Below are 20,392 nucleotides of genomic sequence, written 5' to 3' on the forward strand. Positions count from 1 at the left end.
AGCTCCATATACCTACTGTAATTCAAAAAGCTCTGCAAAACCTAAATCGGTTTTACAGAGCTAATCTTAGTATGTTTTGTACATCATTCTTCAATCATGAATTAAGTTTGGACCAAACCGTTCGGTACGTGGCAGCTGTGTTTTCATCGAAAGCCACCAACCGCACGCGTTGAATTGTCGACGTGTGTGCCAAGAAATCAGCAATGGTCTCACCGGCCACTGCCGCGGCCTCCTCTACCGGATAACCATACACACCGGTACTGATGGACGGAAAGTCCACCGTCTTGCAATCGTGGGCAGCCGCTAACTTCAGGCTATTGCGGTAACAGCTGGCCAGTAACGTGGCCTCCTGATGATCGCCGCCCCGCCAAACGGGGCCCGGCGTGTGAATTACCCATTTGGCGGGTAACTTGAATCCCGGTGTGATTTTTGCCTCACCGGTTAGACAACCGTTGAGTGGCGCACAGGCCGCAAACAGCTCAGGACCGGCTGCACGATGAATTGCACCGTCCACGCCACCACCGCCCAACAAGGTCGTATTCGCGGCGTTCACAATCGCATCTACCTGGCTCAACGTAATGTCTCCTTGAATCACCGTAAAATCTGCCACACTGCTCACTCCTTTGACCAGGGCCAATGCCACCGTTTCTTCTTAGCACTGGTCCCGTCCCGTTTCTCTAAACGTTTCATACCCTCACGGTACGGATTGGCGTAGAGTGAATTCAAATTGAACTTTGTCGATGCCGATTGCGACTCACTGGATTGACGATACGGTCGCAGGTCTGTCTGACATTGCGGACAGAACTCATCGGTTGCCGTGATAGCCGCGCCACAATGCGGGCAAAACTTTAATTCTTCAGCCATGCATTGCCTCCTACTTTCGCCGTTGTTGGTGCGCACGATTACGTGCTGCGTTACGTTCCCTCGTCGCAGCGGCACTCTTTTCAGCTTCACGTTGGCGCTGTTCCGCCGCCGCTTGCCGTTGCTGTTCCGCGGCCACTTTCTGTTGCTCAGCAACCCGCCGTTTAGCCTGACTGCGAGCGCTGAAGTAGCTCCACGCACCGACCGCTAAAAAGGCTACGATAATTTGTAAGGGCACCATCGCCCAATTAACGTGCTTGGCAAACCACAAATCATAGATGATCAGTAGCACTGACATGGCCCCAACAACGGAACACGTGTCGCGCAACCACCGGGGTATCTGTCGCCATTTCATCTTGTAAGCTCCTTATGTATGGTGTCGCCAAGATTGACGACACACGATAACGACGTTAAATCTCGCCTTCAACTCGCAACTGGTGCTCCACCAGATACGCATCGAGATAGCCAAAATCAATTTCTTCAATGTCGGCAATCCGTAAGACCTTGCCAACCTGGTCCAATTGATTATCCTCTAATTCATGGAAGATGAATCGCTCGGCACCCACGTCGCTCGGATAGCCCAGCATGCTGTCACCCTTGTGGGCCTTCACCCGAATAACCGTTTGAAAAGTTGCGGCTTGCGTCAACCGCGAACTGAACTGCTCTTCCGTCGGGTCAAACAGCCGCTCGTCGTTGAGAACTGGCTGAATGTGTTGTTTACTGCTCTGATTGATTTCAATGAACAGGCTGACCGTTTGCAGATAATCCGATTCCAACACGATGGCGTGCAGGGCATCAATTCTGGTTAACGTGTAACCGCCGAATTGGCCAGTCATGTCGACCAAGTTCATAATCACGGAATCTCCGGCAACCACGTTGATTCGCCCAACAAAGAACATATCATGATTATGTTGGGGAATCAGCGCCACGAGTTTATCCTTTTCCGCTAACTCTTGAAGCTGCGGACGGAAAACGTCCTCATCAGTCAACGCCACTTGCTCGACGTGCTGTAGCTTTTTAAGCTGGGGCAACGCCGACCCTTGCAGAGATAACTCTTGTCCTTGGAACTCGATAACTTCGATATCCGCAGGGTTTACGTGTAAAGTAGGCTGGTCACTGTAATCGAATTTATTTAACAGCTTAATCGTGACTTGGTCCGTGACAACACTAGTGACCTGACCTTCGTAGAACCGATTGTCATTGCGCAACACCAGCATGATGACCAGCTGATCAACCCAAGCCTGGCTGAGAATCTGTCCCCGAATATCCCGGCGACCGTCCAACTTGAGCGTTTGGCCACCCACTTGATTAAAATGTTCGACTTGCGCCGTCTGGATACGGAAAGCCATGTTATCCAGGTCGTCGCTGGCAAATTCAACCTCATCAACGATTTTCAAATCTAAGAAGACAGCACCATCCGCTAATCCATAATCATCGTAGGTTGCTAAAGCAATTCCAGTTTCACCTACGGCAGTCACATAACCCGTGTAGACGACGTCTTGGGTCGTTTGATAAACGTTAACCAGTAATCGCTGAGCTAACGCACGGTTTAAGTCATTTACGATTGAATTCACATGACGACCCCCTCTAAATATTATTCTGAAAATCTTACCATATTCTGCGCAAAATAGCCCGTTTAAAAGATTTGTTTTATGAAACAGCTGTGCTTAAGAACTTTTCCAGTTGTTCGCCCTTCATACCAGCACTGAGGCCAACCAAGAGTTTGATCCGCGCCTTTTGACCGTTTAAGCCTTGGCACAGCATCATGCCCATCTTACGCAGGCCGATACCGCCACCCTCGTAACCGTAGATGTCTTCAGCGACGCCATTATAGCACCGGGAAACCAAAACTAAAGGAATATGCCGGTCAAGCAAACGTTGAATTGCTGGTAAGGTTACTGGGGGTACATTCCCCGCACCTAAGCCTTCGATCACTAAGCCCGCCGTTTGATCATTGTCTAAGCAGTCGAACAAAGCGGTATCCATCCCCGCGTATGCCTTAATCAGGTAAACGTGGTCGATGACGTGGTCAATATCACACGTGGTCTTTTGAATTAATTGTTGGAAGTAAATTGGATGGCCATTGGCAACCAGGCCGATTGGGCCAAAGGTTGGGGTCCGGAAGGTTGCCACATTGGTGGTATGGGTCTTCGTGACGTAACGCGCGGTATGAATTTCATCGTTCATAACGACCATGACGCCGTTATCCCTTGAAGCATCATCAGCCGCCACTTCAATGGCCGTCTGAAAATTATGTAACCCATCAGAGCCGACTTGGTTGGAAGAACGCATTGCCCCAGTGACCACGACTGGAATCGTACTAGGCAACGTCAAATCCAAGAAATAGGCCGTTTCCTCAAGCGTATCGGTCCCATGGGTAACAACTACCCCGTCAATACCATCCGCTTCGGCCGCCATGATGCGCTCCTTGATCTTTAACATTTCCACCGGAGTCATGTGCGGAGAAGGCAGGTTAAATAATTCGTCCGTGTGTAGTTGCACACGACCTTCCATAATCGTTTCCTGCTGCGCAATAGGATTCTGCGCGTTTGGAACGACCTCGCCCTTCTCGTTTTGCGACATAGAGATGGTACCACCTGTATGGATAGCTAAGATTTTCTTCACAACAGTCAACTTCTTTCCAAATTTAGTTTGTTACTATAACTAATTCGTTACCCACATTGTACCGCATCTGCGATACAATTTAGTTAGAATTTAGAAAGGATGCTGGTGAAAAATGCTAAAAGATAATGATTCCGACAAATATTACAAACCAGGTCCCCACGTCCATCCCAAAAAATATAGTTCTTCCGGCGGTTTAGCCGACTGGGGACCCCTACTGACTTGGTTTGGTGACGTTTTCAAAAAGCTCTGGCAAAAATTAAAAAAGTAATGCTGCAGGTTGTTATTTTAAATTGCGCGTGGTAAGGTAAATGACATTCTATTAAAAAAATAAGTGATTGCCTATATAATGCCAAGATAAGGTTGGCGAGTTTCTACCCAGAGCCGTAAACTCTGGACTATAAGCAAATTGAGGACGAAACTCTTTTTGCCGATGAAAGAGTTCGTCGGCAGAGTTTTCATTTAGCCTCCTTTTTGCAAGGGAGCTTTTTTTGTTTCCAAAATTACCTTGGCGGCGTATGGACATCACGAGAAGGAGGAAACATTCTTGCAGTCCACAAAATCCGCTTCAACCACCTCGTCACCAGCTAACGCCCAGCCACTTTCCCTGTGGCGGGCCGCCATTCTAGGTTTCCAGCACTTATTAGCGATGTACTCTGGTGACGTCATCGTTCCCTTACTGATTGGGGGCGCGCTCCACTTCAACGCCATGCAAATGGCCTACTTAATCAGCGCGGATATCTTTATGTGTGGGGTTGCAACCCTTCTCCAACTGAAACGGACCCCCTTAACGGGAATTGGGTTACCCGTTGTCTTAGGCTGTGCCGTTCAGGCTGTCACACCCCTCAGCGCCATTGGTAATCAATATGGCGTGGGCGTCATGTACGGCGCCATTATTAGTGCCGGTATCTTCATTCTGCTGATTTCCGGTTGGTTTTCCAAAATCAAAAACTTTTTCCCACCAGTCGTCACGGGTTCTCTAATCACCATCATTGGGTTCACGTTGATTCCAGTTGGGTTCCAGGACCTCGGCGGGGGCGATGCGACCGCGAAGAACTTTGGCGACCCCAAGATGCTCCTGGTTGGATTTCTCACAATGGGAATCATTCTCGGATTGAACGCTTTTGCTAAGGGCTTCTTAAAGTCCCTTGCCATCCTTGCCGGTATCCTGATTGGAACCTTCATTGCTGGGGCAATGGGAATGGTTTCCCTGAAGGCGGTTGGCCAAGCTAGCTGGTTCCACCTACCTCAATTTTTCTACTTTGGGACGCCCAAATTTGAGTGGTCCTCGATTCTAACCATGATTCTAGTTTCTTTGACCACGATGGTAGAGTCCACCGGTGTGTTCTTTGCACTGGGCGATCTAACCGGCCATAAGATTGAATCTCAGGACCTAAAACGGGGCTATCGGGCTGAAGGCCTCGCCGTAATTCTAGGCGGTCTCTTCAACACCTTCCCCTACTCAACCTTCTCCGAAAATGTGGGGGTCGTTCAGCTATCCGGTGTAAAGACGCGGAAGCCCCTGTATTTCTCAGCAGCATTTCTCATGTTACTTGGCCTACTCCCTAAGATTGGCGCATTAGCTACGGTCATCCCCGATGCCGTGTTAGGTGGCGCTATGATTGTGATGTTTGGCATGGTCGGGGTCCAAGGCATTCGGATGCTCCAACAAGTAGATTTCAAGGACAACAACAATCTGTTAGTCTCTGCCATTTCGATTGGCCTAGGTCTGGGCGTAACCGTCTACCCGCAGATTTTTCAAGCGATGCCACAATCCTTACAGATTGTTCTCAATAACGGCGTCGTCATCGGGAGCTTCTCGGCCGTTCTCTTAAACATCATCTTCAATATGCGACCACACCGGGCATCTGCGCCGGCTCAAGCACAAGTTAACAGCGACGCACAACCACAGAATAAATAGGTTCTTTACAATAAGCCGGTCAAGTCAAAACTTGACCAGCTTTTTAATTTCAACTAGCCTCCCATAACCGAATGATTTTACGATAAATTTTATGATTAACATTATATCTTATTCATCCCGGAAACAACTTTGTTTGCCAGTTTTTTCATGGTAAACTAGTTATATTCTTCAGCGGGCAAGCCACTCGTGTCCTAGCTGGTCGCCACGTGGCAGCAAACTTACCAAGCGCGACCATCTTCTTAATTCCACGAGTATCTACGCGTATAATGAAGATATCAATTCGGATAGGAGTATTGCCCATGCTAAGCATTCAACATATCAGTAAACACTTTGAGACCGTTAAAGCGCTAAACGACGTGAGCTTTGACGTCCCCAATGGTCAAATTTTGGGTTTGATCGGCCAAAATGGCGCCGGTAAATCAACCACGTTTCACAGCATCCTCAACTTCATTCAATACGAGGGTCAGATTCAATGGCAAGGCCACTCCCTTTCCGCCGACGATTTCAATCAAATCGGTTACCTGCCTGAAGAACGGAGCCTCATGACCAAGCTGACAATTGAACAGCAGATCATCTACTTGGCCCGGCTCAAGGGTAAATCGGCTAAAGAGATTCGTCCCCAGATTGACGACTGGCTAACCCGTTTCGCCGTTAAAGGAACTAGAAAGAGTAAAATCAAAGATCTCTCCAAGGGTAATCAGCAAAAGGTCCAGTTGATCTGTACCCTTATTCATGAGCCCACACTGCTGATTCTGGACGAACCCTTTAGTGGTTTGGATCCCGTCAATGCAGACCTGCTGAAGCAGGCCATCTTGGCGGCTAAGGACCGTGGCGCAGCAATTATTTTTTCCAGTCATGATATGGAAAACGTCTCCGCGTTATGTGACCAACTGGTCATGCTGCGTAAGGGCGACGTAGTCCTGCACGGAACGCTGGATGAAGTCCGTAATCAATTCGGTAAGTCTGAACTCTACGTCACCACGGACTGGTCGCAGGCTCAATTGGCAGACCTTCCCCACGTGCAAGTCGTTGAGTCCCGGCATGGTCGGCACTATCTACTGCATCTGGACGACCCCGCCGCCGGTCCAGCCATCTTTGATGCGCTGACTCAGGGCCACTATATTGAAGAATTCAGTCAACAGCCACCTTCGTTGGATGCGATCTTCCGTATGAAAGTGGGTGAAACGAATGTCTAAAACCTGGATTGTCACCTTTGAAACGTACCTCCGTCAGATTAAATCCTGGAGCTTTTTATTCATGATTCTTGGCCCCTTTCTGATGATTGGCCTAACCATCGGTATCAGCTACGTAAGTGCCAACAGTACCTCGAAGAGCCACGAAATTGCCGTCATTAGTGACTCACAGCCAATGCGGCAGGCCTATTTGCAGCAAAATTCCGACAACGTTAACCGTAAAATCCAAACTACCAAAGCGGCCAAAGCCGCCATGGCTGACAACCAGTTAGCTGGTTACCTGACGTTTGACACGTCGGACCAACTCGTTCAGGGCGACTACCACGGTAATAACGCGATGGGGTCGGGGCTCAAGGCTCAGGTCCAAAATTTCTTAACTGGTTACCAACAAGTCCAGAACTACCAACAAGCTAAGTTGACGCCTAAACAACAGAAATTACTAGCCCGCACGCCGGTACTCAAGACGCACATTGTCTCGAAGAACGGGACGGCCAACCTGGCTAAGATTATTTCCTTCTGGGTTCTGGTCACTTTGATTTACATCATCTTGATAACGTATTCCTCCATCACGGCTCAAGAAATTGCGTCGGAAAAAGGAACGAAGATTATGGAAATCATCTTCTCCAGTACCACGGCAACCAGCTACTTTGTGGGCAAGATATTAGGAATTCTGTTGGTAATTGCCACCCAGATCATTATCTACCTGCTCGGTGGCTGGGCCGGTTACGCGATTGCCACGAGAAACGCAACAGTCAGTCCCTTGATTACACAGAATCAAGCGTTGATCGATACGGTGATTCACAACTTGTTGAGCCTGAATCTCCTGTATTTGTTCTTAGGGGTCATTATCTACACGATTCTCGCAGCCTACTCGGGTGCCCTGGTGGCACGGGCTGAAGATGCTTCTAAGGCTGCCCAACCCGTCATCATGTTGGGAATGTTTGGCTTCTTTGCCACCTTCCCATTCCAAAACAACATGGACGCCTTTCTGGTAAAAATTCTCTCCTACGTACCATTCTTCTCGTCATACTTTATGCCGATGCGGATCATTAACGGTCACGTTGGCCTAGGCGAGCAACTCTCATCGTTAGCTGTTCTGGTTGTTGCCATTGCGCTATTCTCTATCTACATTGGCAAACAATACCAACGTTTGATGCTACAGACGGATAGTCAAAGTCTCTGGCAGCATCTGTTCCACAGCATTCGCCATCGTTAAACTATGAACTACCCATTAACTTTTGGCACTAGAGTGCTATAATAAATGGGTAGTTTTTTTGGGCCCTTAGCTCAGCTGGGAGAGCGCCTGCTTCGCATGCAGGAGGTCGTCGGTTCAAATCCGGTAGGGTCCATTGATAGAGTTTCAGAAAGTAAAATACAGCTTGTAAACAGCGGTATTAAGGCATTCTCAATTTTTACTATTTTTACTGGTAACCACAATATGGTAACCGATGGTAACCTTTTTGGTAACCGGCACACAAGAATCATCATGCAAGGGCGGTGGGAACTGTTAGCTTAATGGCTAGCAGTTTTTTATTTCACTTCTTCCGAATGCATAGCCGTACAAAAGCCCCCGACCATCAATTGAGGCCGAGGGCTTTTAGATACTGATACTATTAATTTATTTTCAAACATTCCTCAACATGTTTCCTTGTAGCATCGTCCTTAAACCATATCCCCATTGACTTCGTTTCCCTAGATAGCAGGACACTATAAGTATTCAGTATTAGCAAAGTAATGATTCGACGATCACCCTTGGCAGCATCTAAGAGTTCATTGATTTCATACTGCTCCCCTTGCCACTGAACCTTATTACCTTTGCTTTTTCTATTAACCGTAAAAGTTAGCTTTAAATATAAATAGTTGACTGCTTGAATTATATCAGAGCGTGCCATATGAAATGTCAATTCATTTTACCCATTTCAATCGACGACTAATCTCGAAAATTGGTAAATTACTAACCGACAAGGGCCTCACTATTGAGCTTAAATTTGATTACTTAAATTGTCTAATCTATCTCGTATTTTGTTCGTAACTTGATCTGTTTTATTTTTTATAGTCTCATGTAACTCAAGATTCCGCTCCATTCCCTTCAAACTTGTAGCAAAATCCCTCATAGATTCCATAAACCATCTATATGTAAAAAGATCATGCAACTCACTCATGCTTTTAGAAATCATTTCTAATTCACTGTTGACATCTTTAGAGTAAAATGGAGCGTCTTCGCGTCTAATTTTAGAAAAATTGTTAAACGCTTGAGCAAACTCCGTATCCCTTTTCTTCATAATTTTCAACTTTTCATCTGTTTTTTCTGGCAAATTATCCATAATTGGCTGTAATAAGTTCGAAGTATCGTATGCTTCAACTAAGCTTTTGGATAGTTCTCTATAAATCTCTAATTCCAAATCAAATCGTTTTTGACTAACGTGGGACTTATCATTCAATTTCTGTTTCAACGATTCCAATTCTTTCTAAGTATTTTTTCTTGATTGTTCTGCATCATGTTGTTTGGCTATAGTCCAAATTCCCCCACAAATAGTAGTAAACCATAGAAAAGGGCTCATTTGACTAAAAATATCTACAGCTAGCTTCCACATTTTTCTTTTCACCTCTATTTCTTATGGGTGTAATAAACGGTATGGGCAGAAGTTTTTACGTCATTATCAACGATGGAAATCTGCCGGGCAATCGCAGCGTGCTGCTTGTGAGTGGTCCGTTTCAGATACAGATTGGCCCCACCGGAGTTTTGACCGAGATACCAAAAGCCATGCTTACTGCTAGGTGCGTAAAACGTTAAGTAACTAGTTGTTTTCGAAAGCCACTTATTACCGTTGACGGCAACGACCGTTTTGTATTTACCGTGACGGTAGGTGGATAACCGAAAGCTGTGGCGATTGATTTTCAGTCGCTGATGGTTTTTCTTATTCCAGAGGTACCAGGTTCCCCGCAGTGCACTGGGAATTGTCGGCGCTTTGCGAGCGGCACTGGCCGTCGAGGGTGCCAGAACGGTTAGGGTCAACGTCGCTAGTAGTAGCAGTAAAGCTAGCTTGAATTTCTTCATAGGTAAATCCTCCTCACAATAATCAAAGTATACCACTGGTAACGAGGGGAAACGACTCGGACTAAAATAGTCAAATTGTGTATAAGCTAATAAAAAATATCAGGTAGGCTTGATGCTAGCCGATTAAATTTGTACAAAAATAGCCCAACAAGGCTACACTTCGTAATTACGGCCAATCTGTACGATTGACCACAAACCAGCCCAATTCTCTTAGCCATTATCACAAAACCAAAAGTAACAATTATTGATTTTTGTCACTTCTAAGTGTAGAATGACCTTAATCAAAAAAATGACTGAAACAGACAGTGGAATTATTTATCCACAACCAATACCCCCAAGTGCAAAGCACCCACTGACTTTGCTGGAAAGGACTTATTCTAATGACTTCATACATTGACGTACCAACTAAAACCCTAGTTACCCCGACGAACAAAACTTTTGCTTACCGCGAGATTGGCGTAAATTCCGAGGTGCCAGTAATTGGGTTGATTCACCTTTCCGGTAATCTCGATAACTGGGATCCTACCGTCATCGATGGCCTTGCCCAGGAACACCACTTGATTCTCCCCGACTACCAGGGCGTTGGTGGTTCAGGTGGTAAAGCAGCGTCAACGATTCAAGGCATGGCCGAAGAAATTCGCGAATTTATCCACGCACTTGGTTTCAAACAAATTGACTTATTTGGCTTTTCAATGGGCGGCTTCGTTGCGCAAGAAGTCATCAATCAAGAACCAACGTTGATTCGGCGAGCTCTGTTGACCGGAACCGGCCCTCGCGGTGGTCAAGGGATTCGAAACGTAACTAAGATTTCCGACAAATCCTTAGCGAAGGCCATCTTCACCTTCACTGATGTGAAAACCTACCTGTTCTTCACCCGCACCAGTAATGGTAAACACGAAGCTGCCAAATTCTTAAAGCGAATCAAGACCCGGCAGACGAACCGGGACCGTTCAATCGGCTGGCCCGCTTACCGAACGCAACTGAAAGCCATCAACCAATGGGGCTATGAACAACCAATTGATTTTTCCAAACTGGGAATTCCAGTGCTGGTCGCAAACGGTGATCATGATGCAATGGTCCCAACGAAACCCAATAGCTATGACCTGGCCAAAGCCTTCCCCAACAGTAAACTCGTCATCTATCCAGATGCTGGCCACGCGGGCGTTTTTCAATTTAGTGCCGACTTCGTCAAACAAACTAACCAGTTTCTGAAATAATCACCCGCACGATCTGAATGCCCTGAACGGCACCCACGCTTAATTCATGGGAACCACCTTGAACCGGCTTACCTTACTATTTTAAAATCAACGCTCGACTACCACAATAAGTCGAGCGTTTTTTGGTACTTATGTATCGCCTTCATGGGGCAGGCTGACCAACTTCTTCGGCCGTCTTTTACTGGCTACCGCCAAACCATCTCTATTTTCTGATAGTTTCCATCAATTATTATTTAAATTGAAAATAATGATGAAAACAAGCTGTCAGTAGCGTATTATAGAAATACTGCTGTCTTTTAGCCATCACCGGTGGTCGGTGGGCGCTGACATGAACGGTAAGAAAAATATTATGTGGAGTTGAAATCATGCATTATTCTTTATTGGTTCGGTGCATTGCCGAATTCATTGGGACGGCCATCATGGTTGCCCTCGGTAACGGATCCGTTGCCAACGTCGAGTTAAAAAATACCAAAGGTTACCACGGTGGGTGGGTCCTGATTGGGTTTGGTTATGGGATTGGGGTCATGATTCCAGCCTTAATGTTCGCCACGATTTCCGGCGCCCAGATCAATCCCGCGATGACGATTGCCAGTGCCGTTGCTGGTAGCTTTCCCTGGCAAGAGGTGCTGCCATACGTGGTCGCCCAACTACTAGGCGCCATTATCGGCCAACTAGCAGTGGTCTTGGCCTACAAGCCCTTCTACGACCGGACAACGGATACGGAAGCCATCCTGGGAACCTTCTCCACGATCGACGCGGCCAACAGCCAACTGAACGGATTCATTAACGAATTCTTGGGAACTTTCCTGTTAGTTCTCGGAGCCGTCGCCATGACCGCCGATAAAGTCGATCCCCGCGCCGATTTTATTGGACTAGGTTTCTTGGTTATGTGTCTGGTCGTCTCCCTCGGTGGTGCAACTGGTCCAGCTCTGAACCCCGCTCGAGATATTGGTCCTCGTCTACTCCACGCCATCTGGCCATTTCCCCACAAGGGTAGTTCACAATTTGCTTACAGTTGGGTGCCTATCGTTGCGCCAATTGCTGGTGCGACCGCAGCTACACTCCTCTACAAGGGCGTTTTCTAAATTAACTAATAGCTTAAATCTAAGCGTGCCATTCTCGTTGTTTAACGAGAGTGGCACGCTTTTTTGATTTCAGAGATTTTTCAGCGAGTTTGCAAGCGCTTACCATACCCCGATATCGGCGGCGTTTTTCATGAAACCGCCGCTCTCATCCCCTTGCCATGCCAGCTTGACTTACCCCCGCCAAACCAATCGACCACCCTGTTTATTTCCTCCCTTAATTATCAGCGGGGCGGTCCTGCTTTTTTCATATCTTTTTCGCGGCAAACTCGATATAATCAAAGAGGTTGCGGGTTTTTCCCAACCAAAATTCATTTACCAGAGGAGGTAGCCTGATGACCCAACCAATTATTGAGCTGAAACATGTCACCAAGCGATACGGAACCAACACCATTCTAAAGAACGTTGACCTAACGCTTGAGCCCGGGACGTTTTACACGCTTCTCGGACCGTCAGGCTGCGGCAAAACAACGATTTTACGAATTATTGCCGGCTTCAGTGACGCCACTGAGGGGGACGTGCTCTTTGCGGGGAAACGCCTGAACAAAGTCCCTGCCAACCAACGAAACATTAATACGGTCTTCCAAGAATACGCGCTCTTCCCCCACATGACCGTGGCGGAAAACGTGGCCTTTGGATTGACCCTGAAAAAGATGCCCAAGGCAGAAATTGCCGAACGAGTTGCCCAGGCCCTAAAACTGGTCCAGCTGGCCGACTACGGTGATCGCGACATCAGTGCCCTTTCCGGTGGCCAACAGCAACGAATTGCCATTGCCCGGGCCATTGTCATGCAGCCCAAGGTTTTGCTCTTAGACGAGCCCCTATCGGCCTTAGACGCCAAGCTCCGGCGAGAGATGCAGTATGAACTGCGTGACCTGCAACAACGACTCGGTATTACCTTCCTTTTCGTGACGCACGACCAAGAAGAAGCCCTGGCTATGAGTGACGAGATTTTCGTCATGAACCAAGGTGAGGTCTTACAGAGCGGCACCCCTGAAGACATCTACGACGAACCCATCAACCACTTCGTCGCCGACTTTATTGGCGAAAGTAACATTCTCCAGGGCAAGATGCTGGGGGACTTTCAGGTTGCCTTTGGTGGCCACGAATTTGAATGTTCAGACGCTGGGATTCCAGCTGGTGAACCCGTCGAAATCGTAATTCGCCCAGAAGACCTGAACCTCACCACCCCCGAGGAGGCCAAGCTGACCGTCACTATCGACACTCAGCTGTTCCGGGGCAATTACTATGAAATTGCCGCTACCGACAATCTCGGCAATGATTGGCAGATTCATTCCGTCAATCCAGCTGAGGATGGTGAAAACGTCGGCATCACCTTCCGGCCCCAGGACCTGCACGTCATGCGGTTTGGTGAAAAGGAAGCTGAATTTGACGCGCGGCTAGAAACCTACGAGGAAACGGAGGACGAGACCATTGACGAAACGTAGAACGTGGCTCTACTTCATCCCCTACGGTCTGTGGTTGGCCCTCTTCGTCATTGCGCCAGTTGCGTTGATTATTTATCAGTCATTCTTTGATCTTGGCCATCATTTCACGCTGGGAAACTACAGCGCTTACTTCCAATCAGCAACCTACTTAAAAATGACCCTTAACTCGGTTTGGTACGCCTTTCTGATCACCCTGTTCACGGGTCTGATCAGCTATCCGACTGCCTACTTCTTACACGGACTGAAGCACCGTCAGCTATGGCTGTTGCTGGTCATTCTGCCCACTTGGATCAACATTCTGCTGAAGGCCTACGCATTCATTGGTATCTTCAGTCAGGCCGGACTAGCCAACCAATTTCTCAGCTTCATTGGTATTGGTCCCCAACAGATTCTGTTTACCAACGCCAGCTTTATCTTCGTGGCGACCTATATCCAGATTCCGTTCATGATTCTGCCCATCTTTAACGCACTCGATGACTTGAACCCGGCCTTCATCAACGCCAGTCAAGATTTGGGCGCTAGTGGCTGGCAAACGTTTACCAAGGTCGTCTTCCCGTTGACCCTCCCCGGTGTGAAAGCTGGGGTCCAGGCTGTCTTCATCCCCTCACTCTCACTCTTCATGCTGACGCGTCTGATTGGTGGGAACAAGGTGATTACACTAGGGACGGCGATTGAAGAACACTTCCTGACGACCATGAACTGGGGAATGGGCTCAACGATTGGCGTGGTCCTGATCATCGCCATGGTCGTTGTCATGCTGCTAACCGGTGATCAGAAGCCGAAGGGAGGGACGCCCCGATGAAACGAAAATTAGCTAACCTTTACCTAATTTTGATCTTTATTATTCTGTACGCGCCCATCATCTTCCTGATTGTCTATTCCTTCAGTGAAGGGGAAACGATGACCAACTTCCACGGCTTCACGTGGAGTCACTATCACACGCTCTTTACCGATCCCCGGATGCTGGCTATTGTGGCCAACACCTTGTTAGTTGCGCTCCTCTCCTCACTGATTGCTACGCTGGTGGGAACTCTGGGCGCGCTGGGCATTAACCGCACTACCAAACGGGTTACCCGCGAGGCGTTGTTGACCATGAACAACGTTCTGATGGTCTCCCCCGATGTTATCATTGGGGCCAGCTTCTTAATCTTCTTCACGATGCTGGGAATTCCGCTGGGATTTGGTTCCGTGTTGATGAGTCACATTGCCTTTGAGATTCCCATTGTTGTGCTGATGGTGCTGCCCCGCCTGCGGGAGATGTCCTCCTCCATGCTGGATGCGGCCCAAGATTTGGGAGCAACGACCCGCCAGCTGTTATCACGGGTCGTCATCCCCTTCATCTCACCGGGAATCTTTGCCGGGTTCTTCATGGCTCTCACCTACTCACTCGATGACTTTGCCGTCACCTTCTTCGTGACTGGTAACGGATTCTCAACCCTATCCGTGGAAATCTATTCACGAGCTCGGCAAGGTATCAACCTGGAAATCAATGCCTTATCCGGTGTCATGTTCCTATTCTCACTATTACTCGTAGGTGGTTACTACTGGATTCAACAGGCCAGCCACCGTCACAAGCAACGTAAACGGGGGGTGACCTCATGAAACGTTTAATTAGTATTATCGTGGCGTTGCTGGCCATCTGTGGATTGCTGGGTTATTCTAGTGACCGCCTGCAGGCTTCGAGCGGGAGCACCGGTAGTCACGTGCTCAACCTCTACAACTGGGGAGATTACATTGACCCCAACCTCCTGACGAAATTTCAAAAGGAAACGGGCTACCACGTCAACGTGGAAACCTTTGACAGTAACGAAGCCATGTACACCAAGATCAAACAGGGCGGTACCCAATACGACCTGGCCATTCCCAGTGAGTACATGGTTGCCAAAATGAAGCGTGCTCACCTGCTAAAACCACTGGATCAGCAGAAATTGACCGGTTGGCACAACTATGACCCGCGTTTTTTGAATCAATCGTTTGACCGTGGTAATCGTTACTCCATGCCTTATTTCTGGGGCACTTTGGGGATTATTTATAACGATAAGTACGTTCAGGCAAGCGAGGTGCAACACTGGCAAGACCTCTGGTCACCGAAGTTCCGCGATAAAATCATGCTCATCGACTCTGCCCGCGACATCATGGGGATGGCGTTGATTACACAAGGCCAATCCATGAACGCAACGGACCCAGCAACGTTGTCGGCCGCTGAAAAGAAGTTGAACGAACTGGCTCCTAACGTAAAGGCCGTCGTTGCTGATGAAATCAAGATGTACATGATTCAAAACGAAGCCCCACTGGCCGTTGACTGGTCGGGAGAAGCAGCTGAAATGTTGGCCAATAATCCCCACCTCCACTACATTGTTCCCAGCGAAGGCAGTAACCTATGGTTCGATAACCTCGTCATTCCCAAGACCGCAACGCATACCAAAGCCATTTACGCCTTCCTCAACTTTATGAGCGAACCGCAAAATGCCGCGCAAAATGCGAAATACATTGGCTATGCCACGCCGAATAAGGCAGCGAAAGCGTTACTTCCCCGCTCGGTTCGCGATGATCAACAATTCTATCCGAACCAGCAAACTTTGCAACACCTGCAGGTCTACCAAGACCTTTCACCGGCCAAGGTCCAGCTCTACAACGACCGTTACCTAGAATTCAAAATGCACCATTAGCCAAATAAAAAACTCGTGAGCAACCACTGCTCACGAGTTTTTTTAGCCGAAACTACCGGCAATATAATCTTGTGTGACTGGAATCTGGGGATTACTGAACATCGTGGCCGTTGGCGTGTACTCCATCACATGACCCAGATGGAAGAACGCACACTGACTGCTGACCCGCGATGCCTGTTGCATGTTATGCGTCACGATAATGATCGAATACTTCTTCTGCAGTTCCAGCAGGGTTTCTTCAACCTTCACCGTGGAAATTGGATCCAACGCGCTACAAGGTTCATCCAAAAGCAATACGTCGGGTTCCATAGCAATTGAACGGGCAATGCACAACCGCTGTTGCTGACCCCCGGATAAGGAGAGCGCACTCTTTTCAAGATTGTCTTTAACCTCGTCCCAGAGAGCCGCCCCCTTGAGACTCTTCTCAACGCGAGAAGCCAGTTCATCTTTACCCTTGATACCGTTAGCTTTCAGAGCATACACGATATTTTCTCGAATTGATTTAGCAAACGGATTTGGTCGTTGGAACACCATCCCAATGTGCCGCCGAATCTCGTAGATGTTCACATCTGGTTCGTTGATATCAACCCCGTGATACCAAATTTTACCAGTTACCGTGGCAATTCCATCGTTCATCCGGTTCAACGACCGCAAGTACGTGGATTTTCCAGAACCCGAGGCACCAATCAAAGCCGTGATCTGATTCTTTGGAAATTCTAGGTTGGCGTCATGCATGGCATGATTGGCACCATAAAACACCTGTAAATTATCCGTCTTTAAGGCCAGCGAGACACTGTCATCGAAGGTCTGCACGGCCGTCTTTTCAAATGAATATTGTTTTAACATGGCAGCTCCTCCTTATTTGCTGGCCGTCACGCGACGATACAGGTAGTTTCCCAGTAACCGCGCACTCAGGTTGAACAGTAACACGGCAATAATCAGAACCGCAGAGGCCGCAGCAGACAACGCTGCAGCATTCGTCGCGAGTCCTTCCGTGTTGATCTTCCAAATATGAACCGCCAAAGTTTCAGCCGGTCGGAGTGGATTCAACGGACTGTCCGCATTCATTGGGTTCCAGTCAGCAAAGTTCGTCACTGGAGCACTTTGGCCAGCCGTGTAAATTAAGGCAGCGGCTTCACCGAAAACCCGCCCCGCACTCAGAACGACTCCGGTCACGATTCCGGGTAAGGCAACCGGCAGGATAATGCCAATTTCAGTCTTCCATTTTGACAAGCCCAAAGACAGTCCGGCTTCTCGTTGACTGCTAGAAACAGCACTCAATGATTCTTCAATGTTCCGCGTCAACAGAGGGAGGTTAAAGAAGGTCAGTGCAATGGCCCCTGAAATAACCGAAAACCCAATCTTAAACTTCACAACGAACAACAGGAAACCAAACAACCCAACCACCACAGAAGGCAAGGAACTCAGCACTTCAATGGCCGAACGAATCAGACTCGTTCGCCAGTTATCTTTGGCATACTCTGCTAAGTAAATCCCAGCACCCAACGAAATCGGGATTGAAATGAGCATCGTCAAAACTAATAGATAAAAGGAATTAAACAGTTGGACCCCAATGCCACCTGCTCCAGAAAAGGCGTCCGTTGTTCCCGTCAGGAACGTCCAACTAACGTGCGGCAAACCGGCAACCAAAATGTACGTCAACAGGAAAACCAAGATACCAACCACAGCGGCAACAATCAAATTAATCATCACCGTTGCAACAAAGTCTTTGCGTTTAGCGTTCATGTTTCAATTGCCCCCTCTTAGCAATGACCCGGACTAATGCGTTAAAGAACAGTGACATGAGCAACAGGATCAACGCCAGAGACCACAACGCATTGTTGGGCAGCGTGCCATCAATCGTGTCCCCAATACCTGAAGTCAATTGACTTGTCAGCGTTGAGGCAGCAGAAATCAAGTTCTTAGGCATCACAGCGGCGTTCCCAATTACCATTTGAACCGCTAAAGCTTCACCGAACGCCCGCGCCATCCCAAAGATAATTGCCGTTAAAATACCGGGCGTGGCAGAACGTAAAATCACCCGCGAAACTGTTTGCCACCGAGTGGCTCCCAGTGCCAGTGAAGCTTCTTTGTAGTGACGAGGAACGGCCCGCAAACTGTCTACCGTCATTGACGTAATCGTTGGTAATACCATGACGAACAGGACAAACGTGGCTGAGATAATCCCAAACCCGGAGCCCCCCACCAAATGACGCATGAATGGCACAACTACTGCCAATCCAATGAATCCATAAACAACGGAAGGAATTCCCACCAATAATTCAATGACTGGTTGGAGCAGCTTCCGCCCCTTGTTAGGCGAAATTTCCGTCATGAAGATCGCCGTTCCCACTGCAAACGGTGTTGCCACGATGGCTGCCGCAAAGGTTACCGCAAAGGACCCAACAATCATTGGTGCGGCCCCAATATGACCAGTATCGGGTGACCAGTTAGTCCCGGTTAGAAATTGCCAAACGTTCACGTGATTCTGGGTAAACGTGGCCAATCCCTTGGACGTGATGAACCACAGCATCGAAGCCACTACTAGAATAATGACGCCAATACAGAGGTAACTGATTCCACGCCCCATCCAATCCTCACGCGTTGCCCGGGTGGCATGGTGTAATCGTGCCGACCACTCGTTGGATTGGGCGTCTTGTTTCTTAAGTTGAAAATTTGTTTGTTCCATAAGTTGACTCCCCCTTAAAAAAAATGAAGGTGCTACGACCGCACCTCCACCCTGTGACTTACTACTAATAATCTAAATTGTGCCTAGCTTTGGGTAACAGTACCCTTAGCATCCTTCGTCACTTTCATGTCGTGGATACTGATGTAGCCCATGTCTTTAACTAAGCTGTCCTGCACCGTCTTGGAATCCATGTACTTCAGGAAGGCAGCAGTGACCTTGTCAGGTGTCCCCTTCGTGTACATGTGTTCGTAAGACCAGATCTTCCACTTGTTGTTTTCAACGTTGTTGTCTGTTGGCGTTACGTTGTCGATTGAAACGGCTTGTAACTTGTTCGTGAAGTAAGAGAAGGCCAAGTAACTAACGGCCCCTGGAGTTGAAGAAACGATCTTTTGAACGGCACCATTGGAGTCTTGTTCTTGTGACTTGATGGCAGTTGCACCCTTCAAGACAGCATTTTCAAATGTTGCCCGGGTCCCACTTCCTTGGGCACGGTTAACGATAACGATCTTTTGATCCTTACCACCAACTTCTTTCCAGTTCGTGATCTTACCCGTGAAGATTTGCTTTAACTGAGCCATCTTCAAGTTCTTAACACCGGTATCTTTGTTCACAACGGGAGCCATACCAACAACAGCGACCTTGTGGTCAGTTAACTTGTCGGCCTTGATTCCGTCTTTTTCTTCAGCGAAGATATCTGAGTTACCGATGGATACGGCACCGGCTTGCACTTGGCTTAACCCAGTCCCAGAACCCCCACCTTGAACGGTCAAGTTAACCTTGCTGTTCTTGGATTGGAAATTAGCACCAGCTTTGGCTGCCAATGGTTGTAACGCGGTTGAACCAACTGCGGTAACCTTCCCCGATAAAGCCTCGCTGCTACTGCTACTCTTGCTGCTAGTTGAGCTCGTTGCCTTGCCACAACCTACCAAAAGTAAACTAATTGTTGCAATCCCCATTGCTAATTTTGATCCCTTATTCATCTCAGTCACTCCATGTCTTTTTTAAGATAGTAGAACCACCACACGTAAGCTAAGCAGCAATACTCGTGGTGCCTCCCCTTAACTTACAACCTTGATTCTAAGCGATGAATATAAATTCTTCGTCGCAATCGTGTAAATTTTCGGTAAATGTTGCCAGTTTCTGTATAAATTCTCTAATATCACGGTATTTGACCCCCATAACCGATTAATCGCTTAATTTCAGGGAATTAATTGCGTAATATAACGGAATTGACTAGAATGAAATTAAGAGGTGACCAAAAGTGGCAAAGAAAAATGAACGGGCAGCCCGTCATGCCATTATTGTTGACATGAACGACTTCTTAATGGATTACGCTGCTAGCAAGTTAGGGCCCAAAAAGGACCTGGCTCAGCAGGTATCAGCTGCAGCTAAAACAGATTTAACTGGATTAGATGACCTATTTAAAGACAACGGGGTTGGTCGGCGAACCAAGTATGTCGACCTAGCTGCTGGCTTCCTTCGTGATGAAGCCGACGCCGACGGTGAAGATACTGAACATGACTTTACCGCTGCAAGTGAGGCCTTGGCCAAGGAAGCCCTGGCTTACTTAAACAGTCACGCCAAAGATTTCGATCGTTGGGAAGAAGCGTAACAAAAGAGAGTGAGGCAAGA

The 20,392-nt window shown here is 47.9% G+C and carries 22 protein-coding genes, 1 tRNA gene and 1 riboswitch; of the genes, 12 read left to right on the plus strand and 11 right to left on the minus strand.

Annotated features, from left to right (window positions below; genetic code table 11):
- Positions 1-94: 94 nt before the first annotated feature.
- The 5 genes from EKM87_RS03815 to EKM87_RS03835 all read right to left on the minus strand — a co-directional run bounded on the left by EKM87_RS03815 (position 95) and on the right by EKM87_RS03835 (position 3,495).
- Positions 95-610 carry an O-acetyl-ADP-ribose deacetylase gene (locus tag EKM87_RS03815; protein ID WP_125682022.1) on the minus strand — a complete coding sequence of 172 codons (516 nt, stop codon included), beginning with the start codon at positions 608-610 and terminating at the stop codon, positions 95-97.
- Between the two features lie 5 nt (positions 611-615).
- Positions 616-864 carry a zinc-ribbon domain-containing protein gene (locus EKM87_RS03820; RefSeq protein ID WP_125682024.1) on the minus strand — a complete coding sequence of 83 codons (249 nt, stop codon included), beginning with the start codon at positions 862-864 and terminating at the stop codon, positions 616-618.
- Positions 865-874: 10 nt separating this feature from the next.
- Positions 875-1,216: a hypothetical protein gene (locus EKM87_RS03825; RefSeq protein WP_125682026.1), complete on the minus strand. Its 342-nt coding sequence runs from the start codon at positions 1,214-1,216 to the stop codon at positions 875-877.
- A 55-nt stretch (positions 1,217-1,271) separates the two neighbouring features.
- Positions 1,272-2,435 carry a hypothetical protein gene (locus EKM87_RS03830; protein ID WP_125682028.1) on the minus strand — a complete coding sequence of 388 codons (1,164 nt, stop codon included), beginning with the start codon at positions 2,433-2,435 and terminating at the stop codon, positions 1,272-1,274.
- 76 nt (positions 2,436-2,511) lie between these two features.
- Positions 2,512-3,495 (minus strand): asparaginase, encoded by a 984-nt coding sequence (locus EKM87_RS03835; protein ID WP_318530958.1) that lies wholly within the window; start codon positions 3,493-3,495, stop codon positions 2,512-2,514.
- A gap of 103 nt (positions 3,496-3,598) precedes the next feature.
- Here EKM87_RS03835 and EKM87_RS12365 point away from each other — a divergent pair, with 103 nt between their 5' ends.
- The 5 genes from EKM87_RS12365 to EKM87_RS03855 all read left to right on the plus strand — a co-directional run bounded on the left by EKM87_RS12365 (position 3,599) and on the right by EKM87_RS03855 (position 7,946).
- Positions 3,599-3,754: a hypothetical protein gene (locus tag EKM87_RS12365; RefSeq protein WP_164506425.1), complete on the plus strand. Its 156-nt coding sequence runs from the start codon at positions 3,599-3,601 to the stop codon at positions 3,752-3,754.
- A gap of 51 nt (positions 3,755-3,805) precedes the next feature.
- Positions 3,806-3,904: riboswitch (purine riboswitch) on the plus strand.
- A 186-nt stretch (positions 3,905-4,090) separates the two neighbouring features.
- A complete protein-coding gene (locus EKM87_RS03840) occupies positions 4,091-5,404 on the plus strand; it encodes a nucleobase:cation symporter-2 family protein (protein ID WP_170162813.1) in 1,314 nt (437 codons plus the stop codon).
- A 299-nt stretch (positions 5,405-5,703) separates the two neighbouring features.
- The gene (locus tag EKM87_RS03845; protein WP_125682034.1) at positions 5,704-6,600 is read left to right on the plus strand and encodes an ABC transporter ATP-binding protein; all 897 of its coding nucleotides are present in this window, start codon (positions 5,704-5,706) and stop codon (positions 6,598-6,600) included.
- On the plus strand, positions 6,593-7,813 hold the full coding sequence (locus tag EKM87_RS03850) for an ABC transporter permease (protein WP_125682036.1): 1,221 nt from the start codon (positions 6,593-6,595) through the stop codon (positions 7,811-7,813). Before EKM87_RS03845 ends, EKM87_RS03850 begins: the two co-directional genes overlap by 8 nt.
- 60 nt (positions 7,814-7,873) lie before the next feature.
- A tRNA-Ala gene (locus EKM87_RS03855) sits at positions 7,874-7,946 on the plus strand.
- A 633-nt stretch (positions 7,947-8,579) separates the two neighbouring features.
- On the opposite strand, the gene EKM87_RS03860 is transcribed toward EKM87_RS03855, so the two are convergent.
- Both EKM87_RS03860 and EKM87_RS03865 read right to left on the minus strand, forming a co-directional pair.
- Entirely contained in the window at positions 8,580-9,050 is a 471-nt protein-coding gene (locus tag EKM87_RS03860) for a hypothetical protein (protein WP_125682038.1), read from the minus strand.
- 155 nt (positions 9,051-9,205) lie between these two features.
- Entirely contained in the window at positions 9,206-9,655 is a 450-nt protein-coding gene (locus tag EKM87_RS03865) for a hypothetical protein (protein WP_125682040.1), read from the minus strand.
- Positions 9,656-10,035: 380 nt separating this feature from the next.
- On the opposite strand from EKM87_RS03865, the gene EKM87_RS03870 reads away from it, so the two are divergent.
- From EKM87_RS03870 to EKM87_RS03895, 6 genes are all read left to right on the plus strand, one after another.
- The gene (locus tag EKM87_RS03870) at positions 10,036-10,872 is read left to right on the plus strand and encodes an alpha/beta fold hydrolase (protein WP_125682042.1); all 837 of its coding nucleotides are present in this window, start codon (positions 10,036-10,038) and stop codon (positions 10,870-10,872) included.
- A gap of 365 nt (positions 10,873-11,237) precedes the next feature.
- Complete coding sequence (locus EKM87_RS03875) at positions 11,238-11,957, plus strand: MIP/aquaporin family protein (protein ID WP_125682044.1); 720 nt, start codon at positions 11,238-11,240, stop codon at positions 11,955-11,957.
- Between the two features lie 332 nt (positions 11,958-12,289).
- Positions 12,290-13,402: an ABC transporter ATP-binding protein gene (locus tag EKM87_RS03880; RefSeq protein WP_125682046.1), complete on the plus strand. Its 1,113-nt coding sequence runs from the start codon at positions 12,290-12,292 to the stop codon at positions 13,400-13,402.
- Complete coding sequence (locus EKM87_RS03885) at positions 13,389-14,204, plus strand: ABC transporter permease (RefSeq protein ID WP_125682048.1); 816 nt, start codon at positions 13,389-13,391, stop codon at positions 14,202-14,204. Before EKM87_RS03880 ends, EKM87_RS03885 begins: the two co-directional genes overlap by 14 nt.
- Positions 14,201-15,004 carry an ABC transporter permease gene (locus tag EKM87_RS03890; RefSeq protein ID WP_125682050.1) on the plus strand — a complete coding sequence of 268 codons (804 nt, stop codon included), beginning with the start codon at positions 14,201-14,203 and terminating at the stop codon, positions 15,002-15,004. Before EKM87_RS03885 ends, EKM87_RS03890 begins: the two co-directional genes overlap by 4 nt.
- Positions 15,001-16,071: an ABC transporter substrate-binding protein gene (locus tag EKM87_RS03895; RefSeq protein ID WP_125682052.1), complete on the plus strand. Its 1,071-nt coding sequence runs from the start codon at positions 15,001-15,003 to the stop codon at positions 16,069-16,071. The genes EKM87_RS03890 and EKM87_RS03895 overlap by 4 nt, the downstream gene beginning before the upstream one ends.
- Positions 16,072-16,113: 42 nt before the next feature.
- Here the strand turns inward: EKM87_RS03895 and pstB are convergent, their stop codons facing one another.
- From pstB to EKM87_RS03915, 4 genes are all read right to left on the minus strand, one after another.
- Positions 16,114-16,917, minus strand: a complete 804-nt coding sequence (pstB, locus tag EKM87_RS03900) for a phosphate ABC transporter ATP-binding protein PstB (protein WP_125682054.1) — start codon at positions 16,915-16,917, stop codon at positions 16,114-16,116.
- A gap of 12 nt (positions 16,918-16,929) precedes the next feature.
- On the minus strand, positions 16,930-17,817 hold the full coding sequence (gene pstA / locus EKM87_RS03905) for a phosphate ABC transporter permease PstA (protein ID WP_125682055.1): 888 nt from the start codon (positions 17,815-17,817) through the stop codon (positions 16,930-16,932).
- Complete coding sequence (gene pstC / locus EKM87_RS03910; protein ID WP_125682057.1) at positions 17,807-18,760, minus strand: phosphate ABC transporter permease subunit PstC; 954 nt, start codon at positions 18,758-18,760, stop codon at positions 17,807-17,809. The genes pstA and pstC overlap by 11 nt, the downstream gene beginning before the upstream one ends.
- 83 nt (positions 18,761-18,843) lie before the next feature.
- A complete protein-coding gene (locus EKM87_RS03915; protein WP_125682059.1) occupies positions 18,844-19,740 on the minus strand; it encodes a phosphate ABC transporter substrate-binding protein PstS family protein in 897 nt (298 codons plus the stop codon).
- 281 nt (positions 19,741-20,021) lie between these two features.
- On the opposite strand from EKM87_RS03915, the gene EKM87_RS03920 reads away from it, so the two are divergent.
- Positions 20,022-20,372, plus strand: a complete 351-nt coding sequence (locus EKM87_RS03920; protein ID WP_125682061.1) for a hypothetical protein — start codon at positions 20,022-20,024, stop codon at positions 20,370-20,372.
- Positions 20,373-20,392: the final 20 nt, after the last annotated feature.

It is taken from the genome of Levilactobacillus yonginensis, from assembly GCF_003946265.1.
GTDB lineage: Bacteria > Bacillota > Bacilli > Lactobacillales > Lactobacillaceae > Levilactobacillus > Levilactobacillus yonginensis.